The sequence below is a fragment of the Variovorax sp. CF313 genome, assembly GCF_000282635.1.
In the GTDB taxonomy this organism is placed as follows: domain Bacteria; phylum Pseudomonadota; class Gammaproteobacteria; order Burkholderiales; family Burkholderiaceae_C; genus Variovorax.
Map to the genome: position 1 here is coordinate 1 of NZ_AKIW01000105.1, position 22,184 is coordinate 22,184.

At 67.9% G+C, this 22,184-nt stretch carries 20 protein-coding genes; 9 read left to right on the forward strand and 11 right to left on the reverse strand.

The features are described 5' to 3' along the window. Positions 1–15: 15 nt before the first annotated feature. On the reverse strand, positions 16–990 hold the full coding sequence (locus PMI12_RS23990) for a Bug family tripartite tricarboxylate transporter substrate binding protein (RefSeq protein WP_007837633.1): 975 nt from the start codon (positions 988–990) through the stop codon (positions 16–18). Positions 991–1,095: 105 nt separating this feature from the next. Between PMI12_RS23990 and leuS the strand changes: the two genes are divergently transcribed. From leuS to PMI12_RS24020, 6 genes are all read left to right on the forward strand, one after another. Beyond that, positions 1,096–3,726, forward strand: coding sequence for a leucine--tRNA ligase (gene leuS, locus PMI12_RS23995; protein ID WP_007837635.1), 2,631 nt, complete (start codon positions 1,096–1,098; stop codon positions 3,724–3,726). A 15-nt stretch (positions 3,727–3,741) separates the two neighbouring features. Further along, positions 3,742–4,263 (forward strand): LPS-assembly lipoprotein LptE, encoded by a 522-nt coding sequence (locus PMI12_RS24000; RefSeq protein ID WP_007837637.1) that lies wholly within the window; start codon positions 3,742–3,744, stop codon positions 4,261–4,263. Positions 4,264–4,294: 31 nt separating this feature from the next. Next, complete coding sequence (holA, locus tag PMI12_RS24005; RefSeq protein WP_007837639.1) at positions 4,295–5,368, forward strand: DNA polymerase III subunit delta; 1,074 nt, start codon at positions 4,295–4,297, stop codon at positions 5,366–5,368. Positions 5,369–5,447: 79 nt separating this feature from the next. Beyond that, complete coding sequence (locus tag PMI12_RS24010; protein ID WP_007837640.1) at positions 5,448–6,740, forward strand: glutamate-5-semialdehyde dehydrogenase; 1,293 nt, start codon at positions 5,448–5,450, stop codon at positions 6,738–6,740. Positions 6,741–6,836: 96 nt separating this feature from the next. Continuing rightward, positions 6,837–8,156, forward strand: a complete 1,320-nt coding sequence (gshA, locus tag PMI12_RS24015) for a glutamate--cysteine ligase (RefSeq protein WP_007837642.1) — start codon at positions 6,837–6,839, stop codon at positions 8,154–8,156. Positions 8,157–8,336: 180 nt separating this feature from the next. After that, positions 8,337–10,205 (forward strand): potassium transporter Kup, encoded by a 1,869-nt coding sequence (locus PMI12_RS24020; RefSeq protein ID WP_007837644.1) that lies wholly within the window; start codon positions 8,337–8,339, stop codon positions 10,203–10,205. Positions 10,206–10,223: 18 nt separating this feature from the next. Here the strand turns inward: PMI12_RS24020 and PMI12_RS24025 are convergent, their stop codons facing one another. Further along, entirely contained in the window at positions 10,224–11,147 is a 924-nt protein-coding gene (locus PMI12_RS24025) for a polysaccharide deacetylase family protein (protein WP_007837646.1), read from the reverse strand. 10 nt (positions 11,148–11,157) lie between these two features. Then, a complete protein-coding gene (locus PMI12_RS24030) occupies positions 11,158–11,586 on the reverse strand; it encodes a hypothetical protein (protein ID WP_007837651.1) in 429 nt (142 codons plus the stop codon). A 242-nt stretch (positions 11,587–11,828) separates the two neighbouring features. On the opposite strand from PMI12_RS24030, the gene gshB reads away from it, so the two are divergent. Then, positions 11,829–12,791, forward strand: coding sequence for a glutathione synthase (gshB, locus tag PMI12_RS24035; protein ID WP_042674181.1), 963 nt, complete (start codon positions 11,829–11,831; stop codon positions 12,789–12,791). Here gshB and PMI12_RS24040 read toward each other — a convergent pair. The 3 genes from PMI12_RS24040 to PMI12_RS24050 form a co-directional block, all read right to left on the reverse strand. Beyond that, positions 12,780–13,547 carry a class II glutamine amidotransferase gene (locus PMI12_RS24040; RefSeq protein WP_042674183.1) on the reverse strand — a complete coding sequence of 256 codons (768 nt, stop codon included), beginning with the start codon at positions 13,545–13,547 and terminating at the stop codon, positions 12,780–12,782. The two genes, gshB and PMI12_RS24040, sit on opposite strands and share 12 nt — an antisense overlap. 50 nt (positions 13,548–13,597) lie before the next feature. Next, the gene (locus PMI12_RS24045; RefSeq protein WP_007837654.1) at positions 13,598–14,737 is read right to left on the reverse strand and encodes an ABC transporter substrate-binding protein; all 1,140 of its coding nucleotides are present in this window, start codon (positions 14,735–14,737) and stop codon (positions 13,598–13,600) included. A 77-nt stretch (positions 14,738–14,814) separates the two neighbouring features. Further along, positions 14,815–16,302, reverse strand: coding sequence for a DHA2 family efflux MFS transporter permease subunit (locus PMI12_RS24050; protein ID WP_007837655.1), 1,488 nt, complete (start codon positions 16,300–16,302; stop codon positions 14,815–14,817). Positions 16,303–16,432: 130 nt separating this feature from the next. Here PMI12_RS24050 and PMI12_RS24055 point away from each other — a divergent pair, with 130 nt between their 5' ends. Continuing rightward, positions 16,433–17,752, forward strand: coding sequence for a zinc-binding metallopeptidase family protein (locus tag PMI12_RS24055; protein WP_007837656.1), 1,320 nt, complete (start codon positions 16,433–16,435; stop codon positions 17,750–17,752). Here the strand turns inward: PMI12_RS24055 and PMI12_RS24060 are convergent. The 4 genes from PMI12_RS24060 to PMI12_RS24075 all read right to left on the reverse strand — a co-directional run bounded on the left by PMI12_RS24060 (position 17,743) and on the right by PMI12_RS24075 (position 20,480). After that, a complete protein-coding gene (locus tag PMI12_RS24060) occupies positions 17,743–17,979 on the reverse strand; it encodes a cysteine-rich CWC family protein (protein WP_007837657.1) in 237 nt (78 codons plus the stop codon). The two genes, PMI12_RS24055 and PMI12_RS24060, sit on opposite strands and share 10 nt — an antisense overlap. Then, entirely contained in the window at positions 17,976–19,232 is a 1,257-nt protein-coding gene (locus PMI12_RS24065) for a 6-phosphofructokinase (RefSeq protein ID WP_007837659.1), read from the reverse strand. Before PMI12_RS24065 ends, PMI12_RS24060 begins: the two co-directional genes overlap by 4 nt. A gap of 55 nt (positions 19,233–19,287) precedes the next feature. Continuing rightward, on the reverse strand, positions 19,288–20,091 hold the full coding sequence (locus PMI12_RS24070; RefSeq protein ID WP_007837661.1) for an enoyl-CoA hydratase-related protein: 804 nt from the start codon (positions 20,089–20,091) through the stop codon (positions 19,288–19,290). A gap of 65 nt (positions 20,092–20,156) precedes the next feature. Then, complete coding sequence (locus tag PMI12_RS24075; RefSeq protein ID WP_007837663.1) at positions 20,157–20,480, reverse strand: DUF2917 domain-containing protein; 324 nt, start codon at positions 20,478–20,480, stop codon at positions 20,157–20,159. An 82-nt stretch (positions 20,481–20,562) separates the two neighbouring features. On the opposite strand from PMI12_RS24075, the gene PMI12_RS24080 reads away from it, so the two are divergent. Continuing rightward, complete coding sequence (locus PMI12_RS24080) at positions 20,563–21,498, forward strand: LysR substrate-binding domain-containing protein (protein ID WP_007837665.1); 936 nt, start codon at positions 20,563–20,565, stop codon at positions 21,496–21,498. Between the two features lie 34 nt (positions 21,499–21,532). On the opposite strand, the gene PMI12_RS24085 is transcribed toward PMI12_RS24080, so the two are convergent. Beyond that, the gene (locus tag PMI12_RS24085; protein ID WP_007837667.1) at positions 21,533–22,108 is read right to left on the reverse strand and encodes a fasciclin domain-containing protein; all 576 of its coding nucleotides are present in this window, start codon (positions 22,106–22,108) and stop codon (positions 21,533–21,535) included. Positions 22,109–22,184: the final 76 nt, after the last annotated feature.

Genomic DNA, 22,184 nt, shown 5'->3' on the forward strand with positions numbered 1-22,184 from the left:
TGGGGGAGAGCCAAGCTAGTCAACCTTGATTCCGCCTTGCTTGATCACTTTCGCCCAGCGCTGGCTGTCTTCCGCCACCACCTTGCCCAGCGCGGCCGGGCCGCCGCAGGTATTGACCGCGCCCAGCTGGGCGAAGCGCTGCTTCGTCTCCGGCAGGTTGCACACCTCGACCAGCGCCGCGGACAGCTTCTCGACGCTCGCCGCCGGCATGCGCGCCGGCGCCATCACGCCGACCCAGACCGGCACTTCCATGCCCGGCAGGCCCGTGGCCTCGCCGATGGTCGGGGCCGTGCCCATGCCGGGCAGCGCCGCATGGGAGAAGGTGCCGAGCACGCGCGCCTTGCCGCTGGCGACCATCGGCTCGATCGAGGCCACGCTGGTCACGATGGCCGCCACCTGCCCGCCCAGCAGGTCCGTCATGGCGGGCGCGGCGCCCCGATAGGGCACGTGCAGCAGGTTCACGCCGCTCGCCTGCGCCAGCAGCGCCCCGGTCAGGTGTGACACGGTGCCGTTGCCGGTCGAGGCGTAGGTAACCTGGCCCGGCCTGGCCTTGGCGTCGCGCAGCACGTCGGCCACGGTCTTGTAGGGGCTTTCGGTGCGCACGGACAGCGTCATCGGCGTGTCCGCCACCAGGGCCACCGGCACCAGTTCGTGCACCGGGTCGTAGGGGAGCTTGGCCTGCAGGTGGGGTGCGATGGTGATGGCGCCGCCCGTTGCCAGCAGCACCGTGGCCCCGTCCGCCGCCTTGGCCACCGCGTCGGCGGCCACGATGCCGCCAGCGCCGGCCTTGTTGTCGACGATGACGCTCTGGCCAAGCCTGTCGGTGAGCTTGGCGCCCAGGTAGCGGGCGATGACGTCCTGGGCGCCGCCGGTGGCGAAGGGCACGACGAGGCGCAGGGGCTTGTCGTTCTGCTGGGCCCACAGCGGCGTGGCGGCAAGGCCGGCGGCGGCCGCGAAGGACAGGGCGAGATGTTTCCAGAGCAATTTCATTGTGTCTTTCCGTCCGCGTGAGGCGGCAAGCTGGGGAGCAAGTCTAGTCCGGCGCGATAATCCGTCCTCCCCGGCCACCCCGCGCCGGGTCTTGCCGAACCCGTCATGAATCCCAGCTACAAACCCAGCGACGTCGAGTCCGCTGCCCAGGCGCAATGGAGCGCCGCCGATGCCTACCGCGTCACCGAGGACGCGAGCCGCAAGAAGTACTACGCCTGCTCGATGCTGCCGTACCCCAGCGGCAAGCTGCACATGGGCCACGTGCGCAACTACACCATCAACGACATGCTCACGCGCTACCTGCGCATGAGCGGCTACAACGTGCTGATGCCCATGGGCTGGGACGCCTTCGGCCTGCCGGCCGAGAACGCGGCGCTGAAGAACGGGGTGCCGCCGGCCAAGTGGACCTACGAGAACATCGACTACATGCGCGGCCAGCTCCAGGCCATGGGCCTGGCGATCGACTGGAGCCGCGAGATCGCCACCTGCGATCCGAGCTACTACAAGTGGAACCAGTGGCTGTTCCTGAAGATGCTCGAGAAGGGCATCGCCTACCGCAAGACCCAGGTCGTCAACTGGGACCCGGTCGACCAGACCGTGCTGGCCAACGAGCAGGTGATCGACGGCAAGGGCTGGCGCACCGGCGCCACGGTCGAGCGCCGCGAGATCCCTGGCTACTACCTGAAGATCAGCGACTACGCCGAAGAGCTGCTCGAACACACCCAGCACAAGCTGCCGGGCTGGCCCGAGCGCGTCAAGCTGATGCAGGAGAACTGGATCGGCAAGAGCGAGGGCCTGCGCTTCGCCTTCACGCATGACATCCATGGCGCCGACGGCAAGCTCATCCAGGACGGCCGCATGTACGTGTTCACCACGCGTGCCGACACCATCATGGGCGTGACCTTCTGCGCCGTCGCGCCCGAGCATCCGCTGGCCGCACACGCCGCCACGCTCGATCCGAAGGTCGCGGCCTTCATCGAGGAGTGCAAGGCCGGCGGCACCACCGAGGCCGAACTCGCCACGCAGGAGAAGAAGGGCGTGCCCACCGGCCTCACGGTGATGCATCCGATCACCGAGGAGCAGGTGCCGGTGTGGGTCGGCAACTACGTGCTCATGGGCTATGGCGACGGCGCCGTGATGGGCGTGCCCGCGCATGACGAGCGCGACTTCGCCTTCGCCAACAAGTACGGCATCGAGATCATCCAGGTCGTGCTGGTCGACGACGAGCCGCACTTCGACTATCACAAGTGGCAGGACTGGTACGGCGACAAGCAGCGCGGCGTGACCATCAACTCCGACAACTTCAGCGGCATGACCTACAAGGAGGCCGTGGCCGCCGTGGCGCATGCGCTGGGCCAGAAGGACCTGGGCGAGCTGCAGACCACCTGGCGCCTGCGCGACTGGGGCGTGAGCCGCCAGCGCTACTGGGGCACGCCGATCCCGATCATCCATTGCGAAGAGCACGGCGCGGTGCCGGTCCCCGAGAAGGACCTGCCCGTGGTGCTGCCGACCGACTGCGTGCCCGACGGCTCGGGCAACCCGCTGAACAAGCACGAGGGCTTCCACGCCGGTGTGACCTGCCCCGTGTGCGGCAAGGCCGCGCGGCGCGAGACCGACACGATGGACACCTTCGTGGACAGCTCGTGGTACTTCATGCGCTACTGCGACCCGAAGAACGACGACGCCATGGTGGCCGGCGGCGCCGACTACTGGATGCCGATGGACCAGTACATCGGCGGCATCGAGCACGCGATTCTTCACCTGCTGTACGCGCGCTTCTGGACCAAGGTGATGCGCGACCTCGGCCTGGTGAAGGCCGACGAGCCCTTCAGCAAGCTGCTCACGCAGGGCATGGTGCTCAACCACATCTTCTACAAGCGCAACGAGAAGGGCGGCAAGGACTACTTCCCGCCCCTCGAAGTCACGGCGGTGCTCGACGCGCAGGGCCGCATCACCGGCGGCACGCTGGCCGACGGCACGAAGGTCGAGTACGGCGGCGTCGGCAAGATGGGCAAGAGCGAGCGCAACGGCGTCGACCCGCAGGACCTGATCGAGAAGTACGGCGCCGACACCGCGCGCCTGTACACCATGTTCACCGCGCCGCCCGAGGCCACGCTCGAGTGGAACGACGCGGCCGTCGAAGGCAGCTACCGTTTCCTGCGCCGCGTGTGGAACTTCGGCGTGGCGCAGGCGGACGTGGCGCCGGTCGCGATCGAGGGCCAGAGCTTCGGCAAGTCCGCCCAGGCGCTGCGCCGCGAGGTGCACACCGTGCTGCGCCAGGTCGACTACGACTACCAGCGCATGCAATACAACACCGTGGTGTCGGGCGCGATGAAGCTGCTCAACGCGCTGGAGGGCTTCAAGCCCGACGGCAGCACCGGCGACGCGGCCGCGCTGCGCGAAGGCTTCGGCATCCTGCTGCGCTGCCTCTACCCGGCCACGCCGCACATCGCCCAGCAGCTCTGGAACGAACTCGGCTACGACAAGGACCTGGGCGGCCTGCTCGACGCGGCCTGGCCCACGGTCGACGTCGGCGCGCTGGTGCAGGACGAGATCGAGCTGATGCTGCAGGTCAACGGCAAGCTGCGTGGCAAGCTCAGCGTGCCGGCCGGCGCGTCGAAGGACGAGATCGAGGAGCTCGCGCTCGCCTGCGACGACTTCGTCAACTTCGCCGAAGGCGCGCCGCCCAAGCGCGTGATCGTGGTTCCCGGCCGCCTGGTCAACGTGGTTCTCTGAACGACTCAAGCAAGCATGAACACTCGCAATGCCTCGCTGCCGCGCCGCGGCTTTCTTCTCGGGCTGACGGTGGCGGGCGCTTCGCTCGGCCTGGCGGGCTGCGGCTTCGAGCTGCGCAAGGCGCCGGTCTTCGCCTTCAAGACGCTGTCGGTGTCGGGCAACTCGGCCATGATCAATCAGATCCGGCGCGAGCTGCGGGCCACCGGCTCGGTGACATTGGTGCCGGCCGACCAGTCCTCCACCGCCGACGTGGTGCTCGAGATCCTCGGCGAGGATCGCAACCGCTTCGTGATCTCGACCAATTCGGCCGGCCTCGTGCGCGAGCTGCAGCTGCAGCTGCGCGTGCGCTTCCGCCTGCGCACGCCGGGCGGCAAGGACCTGCTGCCGGCCACCGAGGTTTCGCAGACGCGCGACCTGAGCTTCAACGAAACCAATGCGCTGGCCAAGGAAGGCGAGGCCGATCTGCTGTTCCGCGACATGCAGGCGGATATCGCGCAGCAGCTGATGCGCCGCCTGGCAGCCGTCAAGGAACTCTGAGGCTGCGCGCTCCGGCCTCCATTCGATTGCCATGCAACTCGCCAGCGCCCAGCTCGGGGCCCACCTCCAGAAGGGCCTGAAGCCGCTCTACACGATCCACGGCGACGAGCCGTTGCTCGCGCAGGAGGCGGCCGACGCCATCCGCACCGCCGCGCGTGCGCAGGGCTACACCGAGCGCAGCTCGTACACCGTGGCCGGCGCGCACTTCGACTGGAGCGCGGTGCTCGCGGCCGGGGGCTCGCTCTCGTTGTTCGCCGACAGGCAGATCGTCGAGATCCGCATTCCCTCGGGCAAGCCCGGCAAGGACGGCAGCACGGCGCTGCAGCAGCTTGCCGAGGCTGCGACCGGCAACGACAGCACGCTCACGCTGGTGATGCTGCCGCGGCTGGACAAGGCCACGCGCACCGGCGCCTGGTTCTCGGCGCTGGAGAACAACGGTGCGAGCATCCAGGTCGACCCGATCGAGCGCAACGCGCTGCCGCAATGGATTGCGCAGCGCCTGGGCCAGCAGGGCCAGCGCGTGATGCCTGGCGACGAAGGCCAGCGCACGCTGCAGTTCTTCGCCGATCGCGTGGAGGGCAACCTGCTCGCCGCGCACCAGGAAATCCAGAAGCTCGCGCTGCTGCACCCGGCCGGCGAGCTGAGCTGGGAGCAGGTCGAGGCTGCGGTCAACAACGTGGCGCGCTACGACGTGTTCAAGCTGTCCGAAGCCGTGCTGGCCGGCAACCCTCAGCGCGTGGCGCGCATGCTCGACGGCCTGCAGGCCGAGGGCGAGGCCGAGGTGCTGGTGCACTACACGATCGCGGAGGACATCCGTGCGCTCAAGCGCGTGAAGGACGCCATGGCCTCGGGGCGCCCGCTGCCGATGGCGCTGCGCGAGAACCGCATCTGGGGCCCGCGCGAGCGCGCCTTCGAGCGCGTGCTGCCGCGCCTGGACGACCGCATGCTGGCCCGGCTGCTGCGCGCGGCGCACGTGGTGGACGGCATCGTGAAGGGCCTGAAGCAGCCCGACTGGCCCGCCAGCGGCTGGCAGGCCCTGCAGCGGCTGGCGCTGATGCTGTGCCGCGCGTGCAGCAGCGCGGCGACCGCTCCGCGACGCGCCTGACTCGGCCCGCGCACGATGGCTCCAGCCATCAAAAGGCCCGTGTAAGCCGGGTCACAGGTCGGCGTGGGAAAATGAACACATGAATGCGTTCAACGTCAGCGAGCACATGCAGACCCTGGGTCTGCAAGCCAAAGCCGCTGCATTCCTCATGGCCCGTGCGGATGCAGCCACCAAAAACAAGGCATTGAAGGCGCTGGCCCGGCGCCTGCGCGAAGCCGGCCCGGTGCTGGCCGTAGCCAACCAGAAGGACCTCGAGCGCGCCACGGCCGCCGGCCTCTCGGCGCCGATGGTGGACCGCCTCAAGCTCACGCCCAAGGTCATCGAGACCGTGGCGCTCGGCTGCGAGCAACTCGCCGGCATGGCCGACGTGATCGGCGAGATCATCGGCATGAAGCAGCAGCCCAGCGGCATCCGCGTGGGCCAGATGCGCGTGCCGATCGGCGTCTTCGGCATGATCTACGAGAGCCGCCCCAACGTGACCATCGAGGCCGCGAGCCTGGCCATCAAGAGCGGCAACGCGGCCATCCTGCGCGGCGGCTCGGAAGCCATCGAGTCGAACAAGGCGCTGGCGCTGCTGGTGTCCGAGGCGCTGGCCGAAGCCGGCCTGCCGGTCGATGCGGTGCAGCTGGTACAGACCACCGACCGCGAAGCCGTCGGCCAGCTGATCGCCATGCCCGAGTTCGTCGACGTGATCATTCCGCGCGGCGGCAAGGGCCTGATCGAGCGCATCAGCCGCGACGCCAAGGTGCCGGTCATCAAGCACCTGGACGGCAACTGCCACGTCTACGTGGACGATACGGCCGAGTTCGACATGGCGCTGCGTATCGTCGACAACGCCAAGACCCAGAAGTACAGCCCCTGCAATGCCGCCGAAGGCCTGCTGGTGTCGGCCTCGGTGGCCGACGACTTCCTGCCCGAGATCGCCGCCATCTTCGCGGCCAAGGGTGTGGAAATGCGCTGCGATCCGGCCGCCGCCGCCATCCTGCGCGCCGACGGTGCGATCGATCCGAAAGCCAGGGTGGTCGATGCGGTCGAATCCGACTGGTCCGAGGAATACCTGGCCGCCGTCATCAGCATCAAGGTGGTGGCTGGCGTGGACGAGGCCATTGCGCACATCAACCGCTATTCGAGCCACCACACCGACGCCATCGTCACGCGCGACCACGTGCATGCGCAGCGCTTCCTGCGCGAGGTCGATTCGGCCAGCGTGATGGTCAATGCGAGCACACGCTTCGCGGACGGTTTCGAGTTCGGTCTGGGCGCCGAAATCGGCATCAGCACCGACAAGTTCCATGCGCGCGGACCGGTGGGGATCGAAGGGCTGACCTCGCTCAAGTACGTGGTGCTGGGCCAAGGCGAAGTGCGGACCTGATGCGCGCCGCTGTCGTGGTCTTGTCTTCGGGATGGGCACCCCCAATTCCTACAATTCCGCTCTACCTTTAAGCACAAAACCAACAAGGCCGCCCGCATGGTTCCGCATCTCGTCACCGCCCTGACCGGCCCGATCAACGAACTGGAGCAGCGGGTGCTCGACTCGATGCCTGCCATCGAGCGCTGGTTCCGGCTCGAGTGGATGGAGCACACGCCGCCGTTCTACAGCGCCGTCGACATCCGCAACGCCGGCTTCAAGCTGGCCCCGGTCGACACCAACCTGTTCCCGGGCGGCTGGAACAACCTCACCAAGGAAATGCTGCCGCTGGCGGTGCAGGCCGCGCAGGCGGCCATCGAGAAGATCTGTCCGGAAGCGCGCAACCTGCTCGTCATTCCGGAAAATCACTCCAAGAACACCTTTTATCTCGCCAACGTTGCGCAACTGGTGCGCATCTTCCATATGGCGGGGCTCAATGTGCGCATCGGGTCCATCGACCCCGCCATCAAGACTTCCAAGAAGATCGAGTTGCCCAACGGCGACACCGTGACGCTCGAGCCGGTGGTGCGCAGCAAGCGCCGCCTGGGGCTGAAGAACTTCGATCCCTGCACAATTCTCCTCAACAACGAGCTTTCTGCAGGAACGCCCGGCATCCTCGAAGACTTGCACGAGCAGTATCTGCTGCCGCCGCTGCATGCAGGCTGGTCGGTGCGCCGCAAGAGCAACCACCTGCACAGCTACGAGGAGCTGTCCAAGCGCTTCGGCAAGCTGCTGGGCATCGACCCCTGGCTCATCAACCCGATCTATGCGCGCGCCGAAGGCGTGGACGTGGCCGAGGGCCGCGGCATCGACGTGCTGACCAGCCATGTGGACGCGGTGCTGACCAAGGTGCGCCGCAAGTACAAGGAATACGGCATCAACGAGAAGCCGTTTGTGGTCGTCAAGGGCGGCCACAGCGGCAGCGGCAGTCCGGGCGTGGTGACGGTGCGCGACGCCAAGGACGTGGAGGCGCTGATCGGCAAGCCCCGCGCTGCGGCCGGCATTCCCGCTGCCAGGCCGGGCGCCAGCCGCGATCTGCGCGACCCCACCGAGCTGATCGTGCAGGAAGGCGTGCTGACCAACGAGCGCGTGCACAACGGCGTGGCCGAACCGGTGGTCTACATGATGGATCGCTACGTGGTGGGCGGCTTCTACCGCGTGCATGCCGAGCGCGCCGCCGACGAGAACCTGAAGCTGCCGGGCGCGAGCTTCGTGCCGCTGGCTTTCTCTGAAAGTGCGCACTTGCCTCAGCCCGGCGCCAAGCCCGGCGCCAGTGCCCCGAACCGCTTCTACATGTACGGCGTGGTGGGCCGGCTGGCCATGGTGGCCGCCAGCTACGAAATGGAAGCGACCGATCCGGACGCCGAAATCTACGAATGATTTCCCGGGGTGGCTGGCGGCGGCTTGCGCCGGTCGCAAGCAGCGGCAAAATAGCGGCCCCACAGCAACGGAAACAAAAGGGCGGGAGGGGTGACAATGGTGAACTAAAGTTCCCCCGTGTCGCACCCTGGCGTGTCTGACGCGTCGATTCCAGCAGCCTGTCCTTTTCCCATCGACCTCGTGTCAGCCCCCAAAAATCTCTCAGCCGGCCTGATCGTCGGCGCCATCGGCGTCGTCTATGGCGACATCGGCACCAGCGTGCTGTATGCCGTCAAGGAAGTGTTCGGCCACGGCCATGTGCCGTTCACCGTCGGGAACGTCTACGGCATCCTCTCGATGTTCTTCTGGACGCTCACCGTCATCGTCTCCATCAAGTACGTCGTGCTCGTGCTGCGCGCCGACAACGAAGGCGAAGGCGGCCTCGTCGCCATGCTCGCGCTGGCCTCCCGCGCGGTGGCCGACAAGCCCAGGCTGCGCCACGTGCTGCTGGTGGTCGGCATCTTCGGCACCTCGCTTTTCTATGGCGACGGGGTCATCACCCCGGCCATCTCGGTGCTCTCGGCGGTCGAGGGCCTGGAGGTGGTGTCGCCACACTTCACGCACTACGTCATTCCGCTCACGCTGGTCGTGCTGTTCTGCCTGTTCGTGGTGCAGAAGCGCGGCACGGCAGGCATCGGCAAGTTCTTCGGGCCGATCACGCTGGTGTGGTTCCTGGCGATCGCCGTGCTCGGCGTGTCCCAGATCCTGCACCACCCCGAGATCCTGAAGGCGCTGAATCCGTTCTACGCGCTGAAGTTCATGTGGGACAACCCCGGCACCAGCTTCATCCTGCTGGGCGCCACCGTGCTGTGCGTGACCGGCGCCGAGGCGCTGTACGCCGACCTGGGGCACTTCGGCAAGAGCCCGATCCGCATCGCATGGTTCTCGGTGGTGATGCCGGCGCTCACGCTCAACTACTTCGGCCAGGGCGCGCTGCTGCTGGAGAACCCCGAGGCGGTGAAGAACCCGTTCTTCATGATGGCGCCCGAATGGGCGCTCATCCCGCTGGTGCTGCTGGCCACCGCGGCCACCGTGATCGCGTCGCAGGCCCTGATCACGGGCGCCTTCAGCGTCACGCGCCAGGTCATCCAGCTGGGCTACCTGCCGCGCCTGAACATCGAGCACACCAGCGTGCGTACGGCGGGCCAGATCTATATCCCGCTGGTCAACTGGGGCCTGTTCGTGGCCATCGTGCTGGCGGTGGTCATGTTCCGCTCGTCGAGCAGCCTGGCCGCGGCCTACGGCATCGCCGTGACCACCGACATGCTGATCACCACGGTGCTGACCTTCTTCGTGATCCGCTATGCGTGGAAGCTGCCGCTGGCGCTGTGCATCGCGTCGACCGCGGTCTTCTTCGTCGTCGACTTCCTGTTCTTCGCGTCGAACCTGCTCAAGCTGTTCGAAGGCGGCTGGTTCCCGCTGCTGATCGGCGGCTTCGTCTTCACGCTGATGATCACGTGGAAGGAAGGCCGCCGCCTGATGGGCGAGGCGCAGCATGCCGATGCGATCGACCTGAAGTCCTTTCTCGGCTCGGTGTTCGTGAGCCCGCCGGCACGCGTGGACGGCACGGCGGTGTTCCTCACGGCCGAGCCGGGCACCGTGCCCAACGCGCTGCTGCACAACCTGAAGCACAACAAGGTGCTGCACGAGCAGAACATGTTCGTGACCGTGCGCAACCACGAGGTGCCATGGATCCCGATGGACAAGCGCATCGAGATCGAGGCGCTCGGCCACCACTGCTGGCAGATCATGGTGCACTACGGCTTCAAGAACGACATCGACCTGCCGCGCGCACTCGAAAACGCGCGCATGCGCGGCTGCCAGCTGGAACAGATGACGACCAGCTACTTCCTGTCGCGCGACGTGGTCATCCCCACGCTCGGCAGCGGCATGGCGCCGTGGCGCGAGAAGCTGTTCGCGCAGATGCACCACAACGCGAGCGGAGCGGCGGCGTTCCTGGGGCTGCCGAACAACGCGGTGGTGGAGCTGGGGTCGAAGATCGAGATCTGAGGCCTGGCGCGGTGCGCCTCAGCCGAACTCCCCGGGCCGATCCCTCTCGAGCCTCGCCACATGCGAGGCGATCGCGCCCGGCGTGGTGAACCAGACATCGCCTCGCTCGCGCGCCTGCGCCAGGCGCGCGAGCGCGGTGCGCAGGTGTCTCAGCCGGTACGGCTGCCCGACGATGTACGGATGCAGCGCCAGGCCCATCACCAGCGGCTGCGCGCGCGACTGGTCAAGCATTTCCTCGAAGTTGTCGATCACCATGGCGCTGAAGTCCTTCGCGTCCATCAGGCGGCCGACGATCATCGGGATGTCGTTGAGTTCCTGCGGGTACGGCACCGACCACAGCGAACCGCCACCGCGCGTGCGCATGCGCAGCGGCTGGTCGTCGTGGCACCAGTTGAGGGTGTAGCCGTAGCCGGTTTCGGCCAGCAGGTCGGGCGTGAGGACGCTTTCGGAGATCCATGGCGAGAGCCAGCCGGTGGGCGCCTGCCCGCTTTCGCGCAGCATGCGCTCGCGGCAGCGCAGCAGCAGTGCGCGCTCGTGCTCCTCGTCGAGCACGCCCTGGCGCTCGGCATTGCTGTGGCCGTGGCCGATCAGTTCGTCGCCGCGCGCCACCAGCGCCTGGACCAACTCGGGGCAGTGGTCGTACAGCGCGGTGTTGACGAGCGCGCCTGTGGGCATCGCGAGCGCGTCGAACAGTTCGAGGCAGCGCCACGCACCGACGCGGTTGCCGTACTCGCGCCAGCCGTGGTTGAGCACGTCGGGTTGCGGCGAGGCCGGGCCGATGCATGCGCCCAGCCCGTCGCCGAAGGCGAAGTGCTCGACGTTGAAGCCGATGTACACCGCCAGCCGCGCGCCGTTCGGCCAGACATAGTCGGGCCGCCGCGTGATGGGCCGGTAGTCGAAGCGATCGTGCGTGGGGAGCCGGTCGGGCCAGCGCGTCGTCATGCCGCTGGCCTCACAGCACGGCGAGGCCGGCGCGCACCAGCAGCCATTCGGCGCTGTCGTTCCAGACGTCCATCTGCACGATCAGGCCGTGGCGCACCACATAACGGTCGACATAGCGATTGCCTTCGAAGGCCGTGCCGTCGGGCCATGCACCGTAGAGCGTGCCGAGGCTGTAGACCACCGTTTCCTCGGGCGTGCCGCCAGCCACCGTTTCGGTGCGCTCGATCTTCTTCTTGACCCATGCATAGCGCTTCGCGTTGAAGGCCGAGGTGTCGCCGGGCGCCTTCATCGGGCGGTTGCCGGTGAAGCGGATGCGGATGTCGGGCGCGGTGAAGCGGGAGGCCGACTGCGGGTCCGGGATCATCACCAGGCGAAGGAATTCGTCGACCACGGCGGCGGGATCGGGAGCGGGGCTGCCCTGCGAAACGGATGTCTCCACGAGGTTCTCCGGTAGTTGTCGGAGCCGGATTCATGCAATTCCCGTGCCGGATGGTTGACGTTACGAGGACGGGATTGTTGACAATCCTGAGACTGCGGGCTCCCGGCACAATCGTCCGATGCTGCGGGTTCAAGAGGGGAAAAAGCCCCCGCCGGCAAGGACATCGCCGCTTCCGGCAACATCGCGCCCGATATCCCATGCCATTGGCCACCGTACCCCGGCACCGCAAGAAAGAACGCCTGATGAAAAACATCCTCTTCGTCGCCGATCCGCTCGATCACTTCAAGATCTACAAGGACACGACCTTCTCGATGATGCGCGAGGCGCAGCGCCGCGGTTATCGCATCGCCGCCTGCCTGCCGCAGGACATCCAGTGGAAATCGGGCGGCGTGGTCACGGCCACGGTGCAGCAGATCACGCTGACCGGCGACGCCCGGGACTGGTACGCCGTCGACATCACCGAGGCCAAGGCGCTGAAGGATTTCGACGCCGTGCTGATGCGCAAGGACCCGCCCTTCGACGCCGAATACATCTATGCCACGCACCTGCTGGAGCAGGCCGAGCGCGAGGGTGCGCAGGTGGTGAACTCGCCGCGCGCGCTGCGCGACCACCCCGAGAAGCTCGCGATCATGGAGTTTCCGCAGTTCATCACGCCCACGCTGGTCACGCGCAGCGCGCAGGCGGTGCGCGACTTCCACGCGGAGCACGGCGACATCATCCTGAAGCCGCTCGACGGCATGGGCGGCATGGGCATCTTCCGCGTGAAGCAGGACGCGCTGAACCTCGGCTCCATCGTCGAGACGCTCAACAAGGACGGCGCCGAAACGATCATGGTGCAGCGCTTCGTGCCGGAAGTGGTACAGGGCGACAAGCGCATCCTGATCATCGCGGGCGAGCCGGCGCCTTTCGTGCTGGCGCGCATTCCGCAGGGCACCGAGGTGCGCGGCAATCTGGCGGCCGGCGGCAAGGGCGTGGCGCAGCCGCTCACGGCGCGCAATCGCGAGATCGCCGAGACCGTGGGGCGCGTGCTTGCGCCGCGCGGTCTGCTGCTGATCGGGCTCGACGTGATCGGTGACTCGGTCACCGAGATCAACGTGACCAGCCCGACCTGCTTCCAGGAAATCACCGAGCAGACGGGCTTCGACGTGCCGGCGATGTTCGTCGATGCGCTCGAGGCGCACCTGGCCCGGGCTTCAGCGCACTGAGCGCTGACCGTCCACGAACACATGCAGTTCGCCTGGCGTGAACTGCGTCCATGTCTCGTTGGTGGTCAGCGGTGCGGTCACGACCACGGCCACGCGGTCGTTGGGCGTGGTGTGCCGTGCGAAGTCGATCTCCAGGTCTTCGTCCGACAACTGCGCCGTCACGAAGGGATGGCGGCGCTCCACGTACCAGAGGTTGGTCGAGGCATGCGCCCACAGCGCCTGCCCGTTGGACAGCATGAAGTTGAAGGTGCCGTGCGCCGCGAGCTGCGGCGCCAGTTCGCGCAGCGTGAGCGTCAGCTCATCGATGCTCGGCACGCCCGCATGCGACTTGGCCAGCTCCTGCATGATCCAGCAGAAGGCGTGCTCGCTGTCGGTGTTGCCCACCGGATGGAAGTTGCCGTGCAGGCGCGGGCGGAATTCCTTCAGGTCGCCGTTGTGGGCGAACACCCAGTAGCGCCCCCAGAGCTCCCGCACGAACGGGTGGCAGTTCTGCAGGTTGACCTCGCCCTGCGTCGCCTTGCGGATGTGCGCGATGACGTTGCGGCTCTGTATGGGGTAGCGCCGGATCAGCTCCGCCACCGGCGATTCGCACGCCGGCTGGTGATCGACGAAGTGGCGCAGCCCGCGGTCCTCGAAGAACGCGATGCCCCAGCCATCGGCGTGATGATCGGTGCGGCCGCCGCGTTGAGCGAAGCCGGTGAAGCTGAAGGTCACGTCCGTGGGCGTGTTGCAATTCATTCCAAGCAATTGGCACATGGCGCCATTAAAGCGCGAGCGCCAGCCGCTTGGCGAATCCGCTCGCCCTTTCAGCGCACGAAGCGGCCTTCGGGCGTGACGCGCACCATCTCGATGAAGCGCGAGCCGGTGGTGCCGCCGGTCGAGAAATCGATGTCCATGCCGGCCAGGCGCAGCTTGAGCGCGCGCAGCGTCGCATGCAGGCGCGCGCGCGTCAGGTCGCGGCCGGTGCGCTTGAGCGCCTCGATCATCACCAGTGCGTTCAGGTAGCCCTCGAAGCTGCCGTAGCCCACCGGCACCTGCGCCCGCTCGGCCAGCCGGCGATAGTCGCGCGTCACGGTTTCAACCTCGCCCCAGGGATAGGGCATGACCTGCGAGATCGCCAGGCCGCCCGCCTGCAGGGGCACCACCTTGGCCGTGACCTCGCCCGGCACGATCGACATGCCATAGAACATTGGCTTGCTGCCGGCGTCGTAGGTGGCCTTGATCACCTCGCCCGCCACGGTGCCGGCCAGGTACATCAGGATGGCCTGGGACTGGCTGTCGGCCAGCGCCTTGCCGGCGGCGGCGGCGTTCGAGCCGTCGCCCTTGACCATGACCGTGGCCGTCGGCGCGAGCTTGCGGGGGGCCATGGCCGCCTCGATCAGCTTGACCGCCTCGGCGCCGCCGGGGTTGTCGAGGTGGGCGATGGCGATCTTGTTCACGCCGATGGTGGCCAGGTGCTCGACCAGGGCCTGTGCTTCGCGTGCGTTGCTGGCGCGCACGAAGTAGGCCGAGCCCGCCACGCGTTCGCGCGCGCTGTCGCCCACCCCGTAGCCGCCCACGCTGGGCGCGCCGCTCTGCTGCAGCAGCTTGGCCGCAGCGGCCGTCGTGCCCGAGCCCACGCAGCCGAAGAAGGCGAACACGCGGTGGTCGTTCAGCAGCTTGCCGTAGTTCTCCACCGCCTTGTCGGCCTTCAGCTCGTCGTCCAGCGCCACCATCTTGATCTTGCGTCCGCCCACGCCGCCCTGTTCGTTGACCGAATCGAACGCCAGCGCGGCACCGTTGTGCACGACCTTGATCTGCGAGCCGAGCGGACCGCTCAGCACGGCCGAGCTGCCGAGCACGATTTCACTGTCGCTCACCCCCGCCTCGGCGGCTTGCACAGACGAGAGCCGCGCGAGGCCGCCGGCGAGAACCGCCGTCGAGGCGATAAAACTTCTGCGTTGCATGATGTAAGACCCACTCTAACTGTGTTTAACAACTGTTAACAATTAGAAACGATAGGGTCTTAGGTAGTACTGAGTGCTTACCCTTGTTGTGGTGGGCGGCGCAACTGCCAGGCCGCGCAGATGGCAATCGCGCAAAGCCCTGCCAGCATCGCGAACACCTCATCGAAGGCGGCCAGTCGCGCCGGGCTGCTCATCGGGTTGGCGAGCGAATCGCCATGCGCCGCCAGCCGCCACTCGAGAACGATGGCGCACAGGCTCACGCCCGCCGCGCCGCCCAGCATGCGCACGAAGTTGATGGCGCTCGCGCCCTGCGGGATCAGCGGCTTGGCCAGCGGCCGCATCGAGCCCAGGTTGAGCGAGGGCAGGATGAAGCCCAGCCCGATGCGCCCGATGATCGCGAAGGCCACCAGCAGCCACAGCGCGCTGTCGAGCCGCAGCACCATCATCAGCGCGAACGACGCCGCCAGCAGCGCGAGGCCGATCGTCACCAGCACCCAGGTCGGGTGCTGGTCGGCCAGCCGGCCGACGCCGGCGATGGTCAGCGCGAGCACGATGCCCGCCGGCAGCAGGATGGTGCCCACGTGCGAGGCCGACAGATGCAGGCCCACCTGCATGTATACCGGCAGCAGGTAGGTCGAACCGAACAGCGCCGTGCCGTAGATGAAGGCCACCACGCTGCCCATGGCGAATTGCCGGTACTGGAACAGCGCGAGGTTCATCAGCGGCGTGCCGCCCGAGGCCGCGAGCCGCCGCTGCCACCACACGAAGGCGGCGAACGACACCAGCGCGCCCGCCAGCAGCAGGCCGGCCTGCAGGGGCGAATCGCCGCGCAGCGCGACCAGCCCGTTCAGCAGGCACAGCGTGCCGACCGTGCCCAGCGCCAGCCCGCGCGCATCGAGCCCGCCGCCGCGCGCCGCGGCCACGCCGCCCGGCGCGGTGGTCGGCACGAACTTGTAGGCCAGCCACAGCGAGGCCAGGCAGAACGGCACCACCATGAAGAAGATCGAGCGCCAGCCGAACAGGTCGACCAGCACCCCGCCGATGCTCGGCCCCACCGCCGGCGCCAGCACCACGCCCATGCCGAAGATGCCGCTCGCGCGTCCCTGCTCGTGCGGCTCGAAGGCGCGCAGGATGATGATGGCCGGGATGGGCTGCACCACGCCCGCCGCCAGCCCCTCGGCCACGCGCGCGAGCAGCACCAGCGAGAAGTCGTTGGCCACGCCGCCCACGATACCGCCTGCGAGCAGCAGCAGCATGGTGCCCACGTAGGTGCGCCGGTAGCCGTAGCGCGACAGCAGCCAGGGCGTGGTGAGCATCGACACCGTCATCGCCACCATGAAGCCGGAGCTCACCCACTGCGCGCGTTCCTGGCCGAGCGAGAAGTGGTGGCTCATGCCGGGGATCGCCACGTTGACGATGGTCGAGGACATGATCGACGCCATCGTGCCCACCATGACCGACAGCAGCAGGTACCAGCGGTAACGCTCGCCATAGCGTTCGCGCAGCGTGCCGATGGAGGGCGGGGCCGGCGTGGTCGCTGCTTCGGAGGTCTGTGGGGAGGTCATGGGGCGGCGGAATGTCTCGGGTCCGTCGTCCTACAAGCATATCGGTCTTTGCGCGGGCGGGGGCGCGACGGGTGGCCCGCACAATGCGTCGGCTGTCCCCTCAGCGTCAGGAACAAGATCGAAACAACACATGGACACCGTGCCCGACGAACAACAAGCCAACGCCCAACCGGCCCCCGCCGAGCCGGAAGGCACCCCCACGCTCGCGACCGAGCTGGCCGCGCCGACCGTGAGCCGCGCCTACCGCTGCCAGTGCGGCCGCCCCGTGTTCCTGCGCAACAGCAAATGCCTGGCCTGCCACACGCCGCTCGGCTACGTGATCGACCGGCTCGGCGTGATGCCGCTCGCGCCGGCGGTGGGCGAGGGCGCCCAGCCCGACACCTTCACCGTGTTCGGCGATCCGCATGGCAAGACCTACCGCCGCTGCACGAACCTCATGACCCCGGCCGCCTGCAGCTGGATGGTGCCTGCCGCACGCGAAGGCGAGACCCTGCCCGACGACACCCAGGGCCTCGCGCCCGGCTACTGCCTGGCCTGCAGCGTCACCCGCACCATTCCCGATCTTTCGGTGGAAGCCAACGGCGAACTCTGGGGCAAGCTCGAGACCGCCAAGCGCCGGCTCATCTCGCAGCTGCTCGCACTCGGCCTGCCGGTGGTGAGCCGCCACGCCGATCCCGTGCACGGGCTGACCTTCGACTTCCTGAGCAACATGCCGGGTGGCCCGCACGTGATGACCGGCCACCAGCACGGCGTGATCACGCTCAATGCCGAGGAGGCCGAGGACGCCGTGCGCGAGCGCATCCGCGCCGAGATGCGCGAGCCCTACCGCACGCTGCTGGGCCACTTTCGCCACGAGGTCGGCCACTACTACTGGGACCTGCTGGTGCTGCCCACGCCGTGGATCGACGACTTCCGCGCGCTCTTCGGCGACGAACGCGCCGACTACGCCGCTGCGCTGCAGCACCACTACGAACAGGGCCCGCCGCCCGACTGGGCCGACCGCTTCGTGAGCAGCTACGCGAGCACGCATCCCTGGGAAGACTGGGCCGAGACCTGGGCCCACTACCTGCACATGGCCGATACGGCGGACACCGCGATGAGCTTCGGTGTCGACGCAACCAACGTCGAGCTGGCAAGCGACCTCTTCACCACCGACGACCTCTGGCAGCCGGATGCTCCCGATGCCGGCAAGTTCCTCGACTTCATCAACGGCTGGGTGCTGCTCACCAACGTGCTCAACGAGCTGTCGCGCAGCATGGGGCAGCCCGACTACTACCCCTTCGTGCTGCCGCGCGCGGCCGTGGGCAAGCTGCAGTTCATCCACCGGGTGATCACTCAGCAGCGGCCGGGCAGTGCGCCGACGATGGTGGTGGCCAGCGATGTGGCCGATTCCGCACCCGACGAACAGGAGCAGTCACAGGGGCAATCGCAGAGCCCTGCTCAGTCCTGAGCCGGTGGTGCGCCGGTCGCGCAGCGCATGCAGATGCACGCCAGCCCGCGCATGTCTTCCGGCAGGTTCGTGAGCGGCGCCTTGCCGAAGTCGGCCTGCATGCACCAGCAGGGCGGCTGCGCCTGGCCCGTCTCGCGTTCGATTTCCATTGCGCAGCGGTTCGCCTCGCCGCACAGCGGGCAGCGCGTGGCGTCGATCAGGCCGGTGGCCGCCGCCGAAGTCGTCATGCGATCTCGAACGCCGGCAGCTTCTTCGCCACCGCCACGTTCTGCAGCGTCACGTAGACCGGCAACCCGCCGCTGTAGGCCGGGTAGTCCTCGCCCTCGATCAGCGGCAGCAGGTAGCGCCGGCACTGCTCGGTGATGCCGTAGCCATCGTCCGAGATGAAGTCGCGCGGCATCGGCTTCTCGACGTTGGCCACGGATTCGAGCGGCGCGCAGCCCAGGCGGTAGGCATATGGCACATCGGACGTGCGCTCGATGGTGGGCATGACGGCATTGCGGCCTTCGAGCGCCAGCTCCACCGCGCGCTGTCCCAGCTCGTAGGCCTGCTTCACGTCGGTGGCCGAGGCGATGTGGCGCGCCGCGCGCTGCAGGTAGTCGGCCACCGCCCAGTGGAACTTGTGGCCCAGCGCTTCCTTGACCATCTGCGCCACCACCGGTGCCGCGCCGCCGAGCTGCGCATGGCCGAAGGCGTCGCGCGTGCCCTGCTCGGCAAGGAAGGTGCCGTCGGGGTGGTGGCAGCCTTCGGACACCACCACCGAGCAATACCCGTGCTGCTTCACCAGTTCGTCGACGCGCGCGATGAAGCGCGGCTTGTCGAACTCGATCTCCGGGAACAGCACCACCACCGGAATGCCCTGGTCCGCTGCCAGCCCGCCCGCCGCGGCGATCCAGCCCGCGTGCCGCCCCATCACTTCGAGCACGAACACCTTGGTCGATGTTGCCGCCATCGAACGCACGTCGAACGAGGCCTCGATGGTCGACACCGCCACGTACTTCGCAACCGAGCCGAAGCCGGGACAGCAGTCGGTCAGCGGCAGGTCGTTGTCGATGGTCTTGGGCACGTGGATGGCCTGCAGCGCATAGCCCATCGACTGCGACAGCTGGCTCACCTTGAAGCAGGTGTCGGCCGAATCGCCGCCGCCGTTGTAGAAGAAGTAGCCGATGCCGTGCGCCTTGAACACCTCGATCAGCCGCTCGTACTCGCGCCGGTTCTTCTCGAGCGACTTGAGCTTGTAGCGGCACGAACCGAAAGCGCCCGAGGGCGTGCTGCGCAGCGCCGCGATCGCCTCGGGCGATTCGGCGCCGGTGTCGATCAACTCCTCGGTCAGCGCGCCGATGATGCCGTTGCGCCCCGCGTAGAGCTTGCCGATGCGGTCGGGATGTTTTCGCGCCGTCTCGATCACGCCGCAGGCCGACGCGTTGATGACCGAGGTGACACCGCCCGACTGGGCGTAGAAGGCGTTGAGGATGGGCATGCGCGGCATTCTCCCGCAGCCCCCCGGCAGGCGCCAGTGTCAGGGTGACAGGATGTCAGCGGCTTTCGAAGACCGGCGGGCGTTTCTGCAGGAAGGCGCTCACGCCTTCGCGGAAGCTCGGGCGGTCGATCAGCTCGCGCTGGCGCTCGCTCTCGTAGTGCAGCTGCTCCTTCAGCGTGTGGCGCTCCGAGGCCTCGAAGGCCTCGCGTGCCTCGAGCACTGCATGCGCCGGCAGGCGGGCGAGGCGCTGCGCGATGCCCTTGGCCTCCTCCATCAACTGCTCGTCGTCCACGCAACCCCAGATCAGGCCCCATTGCACAGCACGCCCCGCGCCCACGCGCTCGTCGAGCAGCGCCATGCCCATGGCGCGCGCCCGGCCGGCGCGGCGCGGAATGGCCCAGGTGCAGCCTAGGTCCGGCACGATGCCGAGCTTGGGCAGAAAGGGCAGGTAGAAATACGCGCTGCGCGCGGCAATGGTCACGTCGGCTGCCAGCGCAAGGCCCACGCCGGCGCCGGCCGCGGGGCCATTGACGGCGGCGACCACGGGAACAGGCAGCGTGCGCAGCGCCTCGATCAGTGGATTGCTGAGCTGTTGCATCCACTCCGCCGTCTGCGTGCCGAGGGACTTGCCCTCGTCGCCCGGCGCCATCGCGCTCAGGTCGGCGCCCACGCAGAAGGCCTTGCCGGCGCCCGTGAGGATCACTGCGCGCACCGCGCGGTCGTCGCGGATGCGTTCCAGCGCATCGCGCAGTTCGACCTGCAGCTCGCGCGCGATCGGGTTGAGCTTGGCGGGAAGATTCAGCGTGAGCGTGGCGATGCCGTCGGCCAGCTCCTGGAGGATGTAGGGCTGGTCGTTCATCTGGCGGTGGAGGTGGGTGCGTCGGGGCTCATGGACATCGATGGTTCGATGCACGCGAGCCCGGGTCAAGCCGGGGACAACCCGTGTGACGGAAGTCGCCAAGGCGACCGGGTGCCCGTGCCCTTCGACAGAGGCATGGCGGCCGGCCGCGCATCCGACACGGTGATGCACGACGCCTCCAGCGCCGACACCAGCACGCGCCGGTGCTCGGTGCTCTCGAAGCGATTGCCGGGCTCCAGCACGATGTCGCGCGGGTCGCGGTCGAGCGTGACCCAGACCGAGCCGCTTCGGCATTCGATGCCCACGCCCGCGCCATCGGGTACGGCGAAGACGGAACGTTTCGGCAGGCTGACGTGGAAGCGGGAAGAAGCGGGGGAAGAGGTGCTCATGGCAAGCTCCATTGCATTCGTGATACGAATGAATATAGTGAGCTGGTCCCTCATTTGCACACGGTCATTCGGAACTCTTTGCATGCGCCTAGAGAATGTCAAACCCTCCGGCGCCATGAATGGCGAGCTGCCGCCGCTCGAATTGCTGCGCAGTTTCGAGGCGGCCGCGCGCCGGCTGAGCTTCACGCTCGCGGCCGGCGAGCTGCACCTGACGCAGTCGGCCGTGAGCCGGCAGATCCAGCAGCTCGAAGCCAGCCTGGGCGTGCTGCTGTTCGAGCGCCGCCACCGCGCGCTGTCGCTCACCGAGGCCGGCGGCGTGCTGCAGCGTGCCGTCACCGACAGCCTGGAGCGCCTGCGCGACGCCACTGCGCGCGTGCGCGCCAGTGCCGCGCCGCGCCAGGTGGCGATCACCACCACGCCGGGCTTCGCATCGCTGTGGCTCATTCCGCGGCTCGTGCGCTTCACCGGCAGCCATCCGCAGGTCGACGTGCGCGTGTCGGCCACGCTCGACGTGCTCGACCTGGAGCGCAGCCGCATCGACCTGGCGGTGCGCTTCGTGCCGATCGATCGCGGCGTCGGCGCGGCGCTGTTCGAGGAGTCGGTGGTGCCGCTGTGTGCCCCGCAGCTCGCGGCGGCCTTGCACGTGCCCTCGGATCTTTCGGGACTCACGCTGCTCACCATCGAGTACCCGGACCACAGCGAAGCACCGACGACCGACTGGGAGCCCTGGCTCAAGGTCATGGGGCTCGCCGACCTGCGCATGAAGAGCACGCTGCGCTTCACGCAATACGCCGACGCGGTGGCCGCGGCCGTGGCGGGCCAGGGCGTGGTGATCGGCCGGTTGCCGCTGCTGCAGGACCTGGTGAGAGACGGCCACCTGGTCGCACCGCTGGGCGAGGGCGCCGCGTCGCGCCGCGGCTACTTCGTCGAGATGTCGAAGCGCGCCGGGAGCAACCGCGACGCGCAGGATTTCGCGCAGTGGCTGCGCGACGAAGCGGAAGCGGCGCGGCGGACCTGAAGGCCCGTCGCGCCGGCGCTGAAGAAGGTTGCGATCAACCCGGCAGCAGCACCTTGTTCACGACGTGGATCACCCCGTTCGATTGGTAGACGTTGGCGATCGTCACCATCGCCGTGCCGCCCTTGGCATCGGTCACCATCACGTTGCTGCCGCTCATCGTCGCGATCAGCGTGCCGCCGCTCGCGGTCTTCAGCGTGGCCTTGCCGCCGCCTGCGTTGATGGCGCTCATCAGCGCCGGGCCATCCATCCGGCCGGGCACCACGTGGTAGGTCAGCACCTTGCTCAGCGTGGGCTTGTTCTCGGGCTTGAGCAGCGTGTCGACCGTGCCGGCCGGCAGTGCAGCGAAGGCCGCGTTGGTCGGTGCGAACACGGTGAACGGGCCGGGGCTCTTGAGCGTGCCCACGAGGTCCGCGGCTTTCACGGCCGCGACCAGCGTGGTGTGGTCCTTCGAATTCACGGCGTTGTCGACGATGTCCTTCGTCGGGTACATCGCCGCGCCGCCGACCATCGGGTTCGACGACATGCCGCCGCCGCTGTCGCTCATGGCCGTGCCGCTCGCGCAAGCGCCGAGCAGGACCGAAACGCCGACTGCAATCATGAGTTTCTTCATTGAAGGCTCCTGGAAAGAAAGGTTCTTGGTGGAAGGTGACTGTGGAAACCGCCAGCAGCTCGGAGGCGCGATGCGC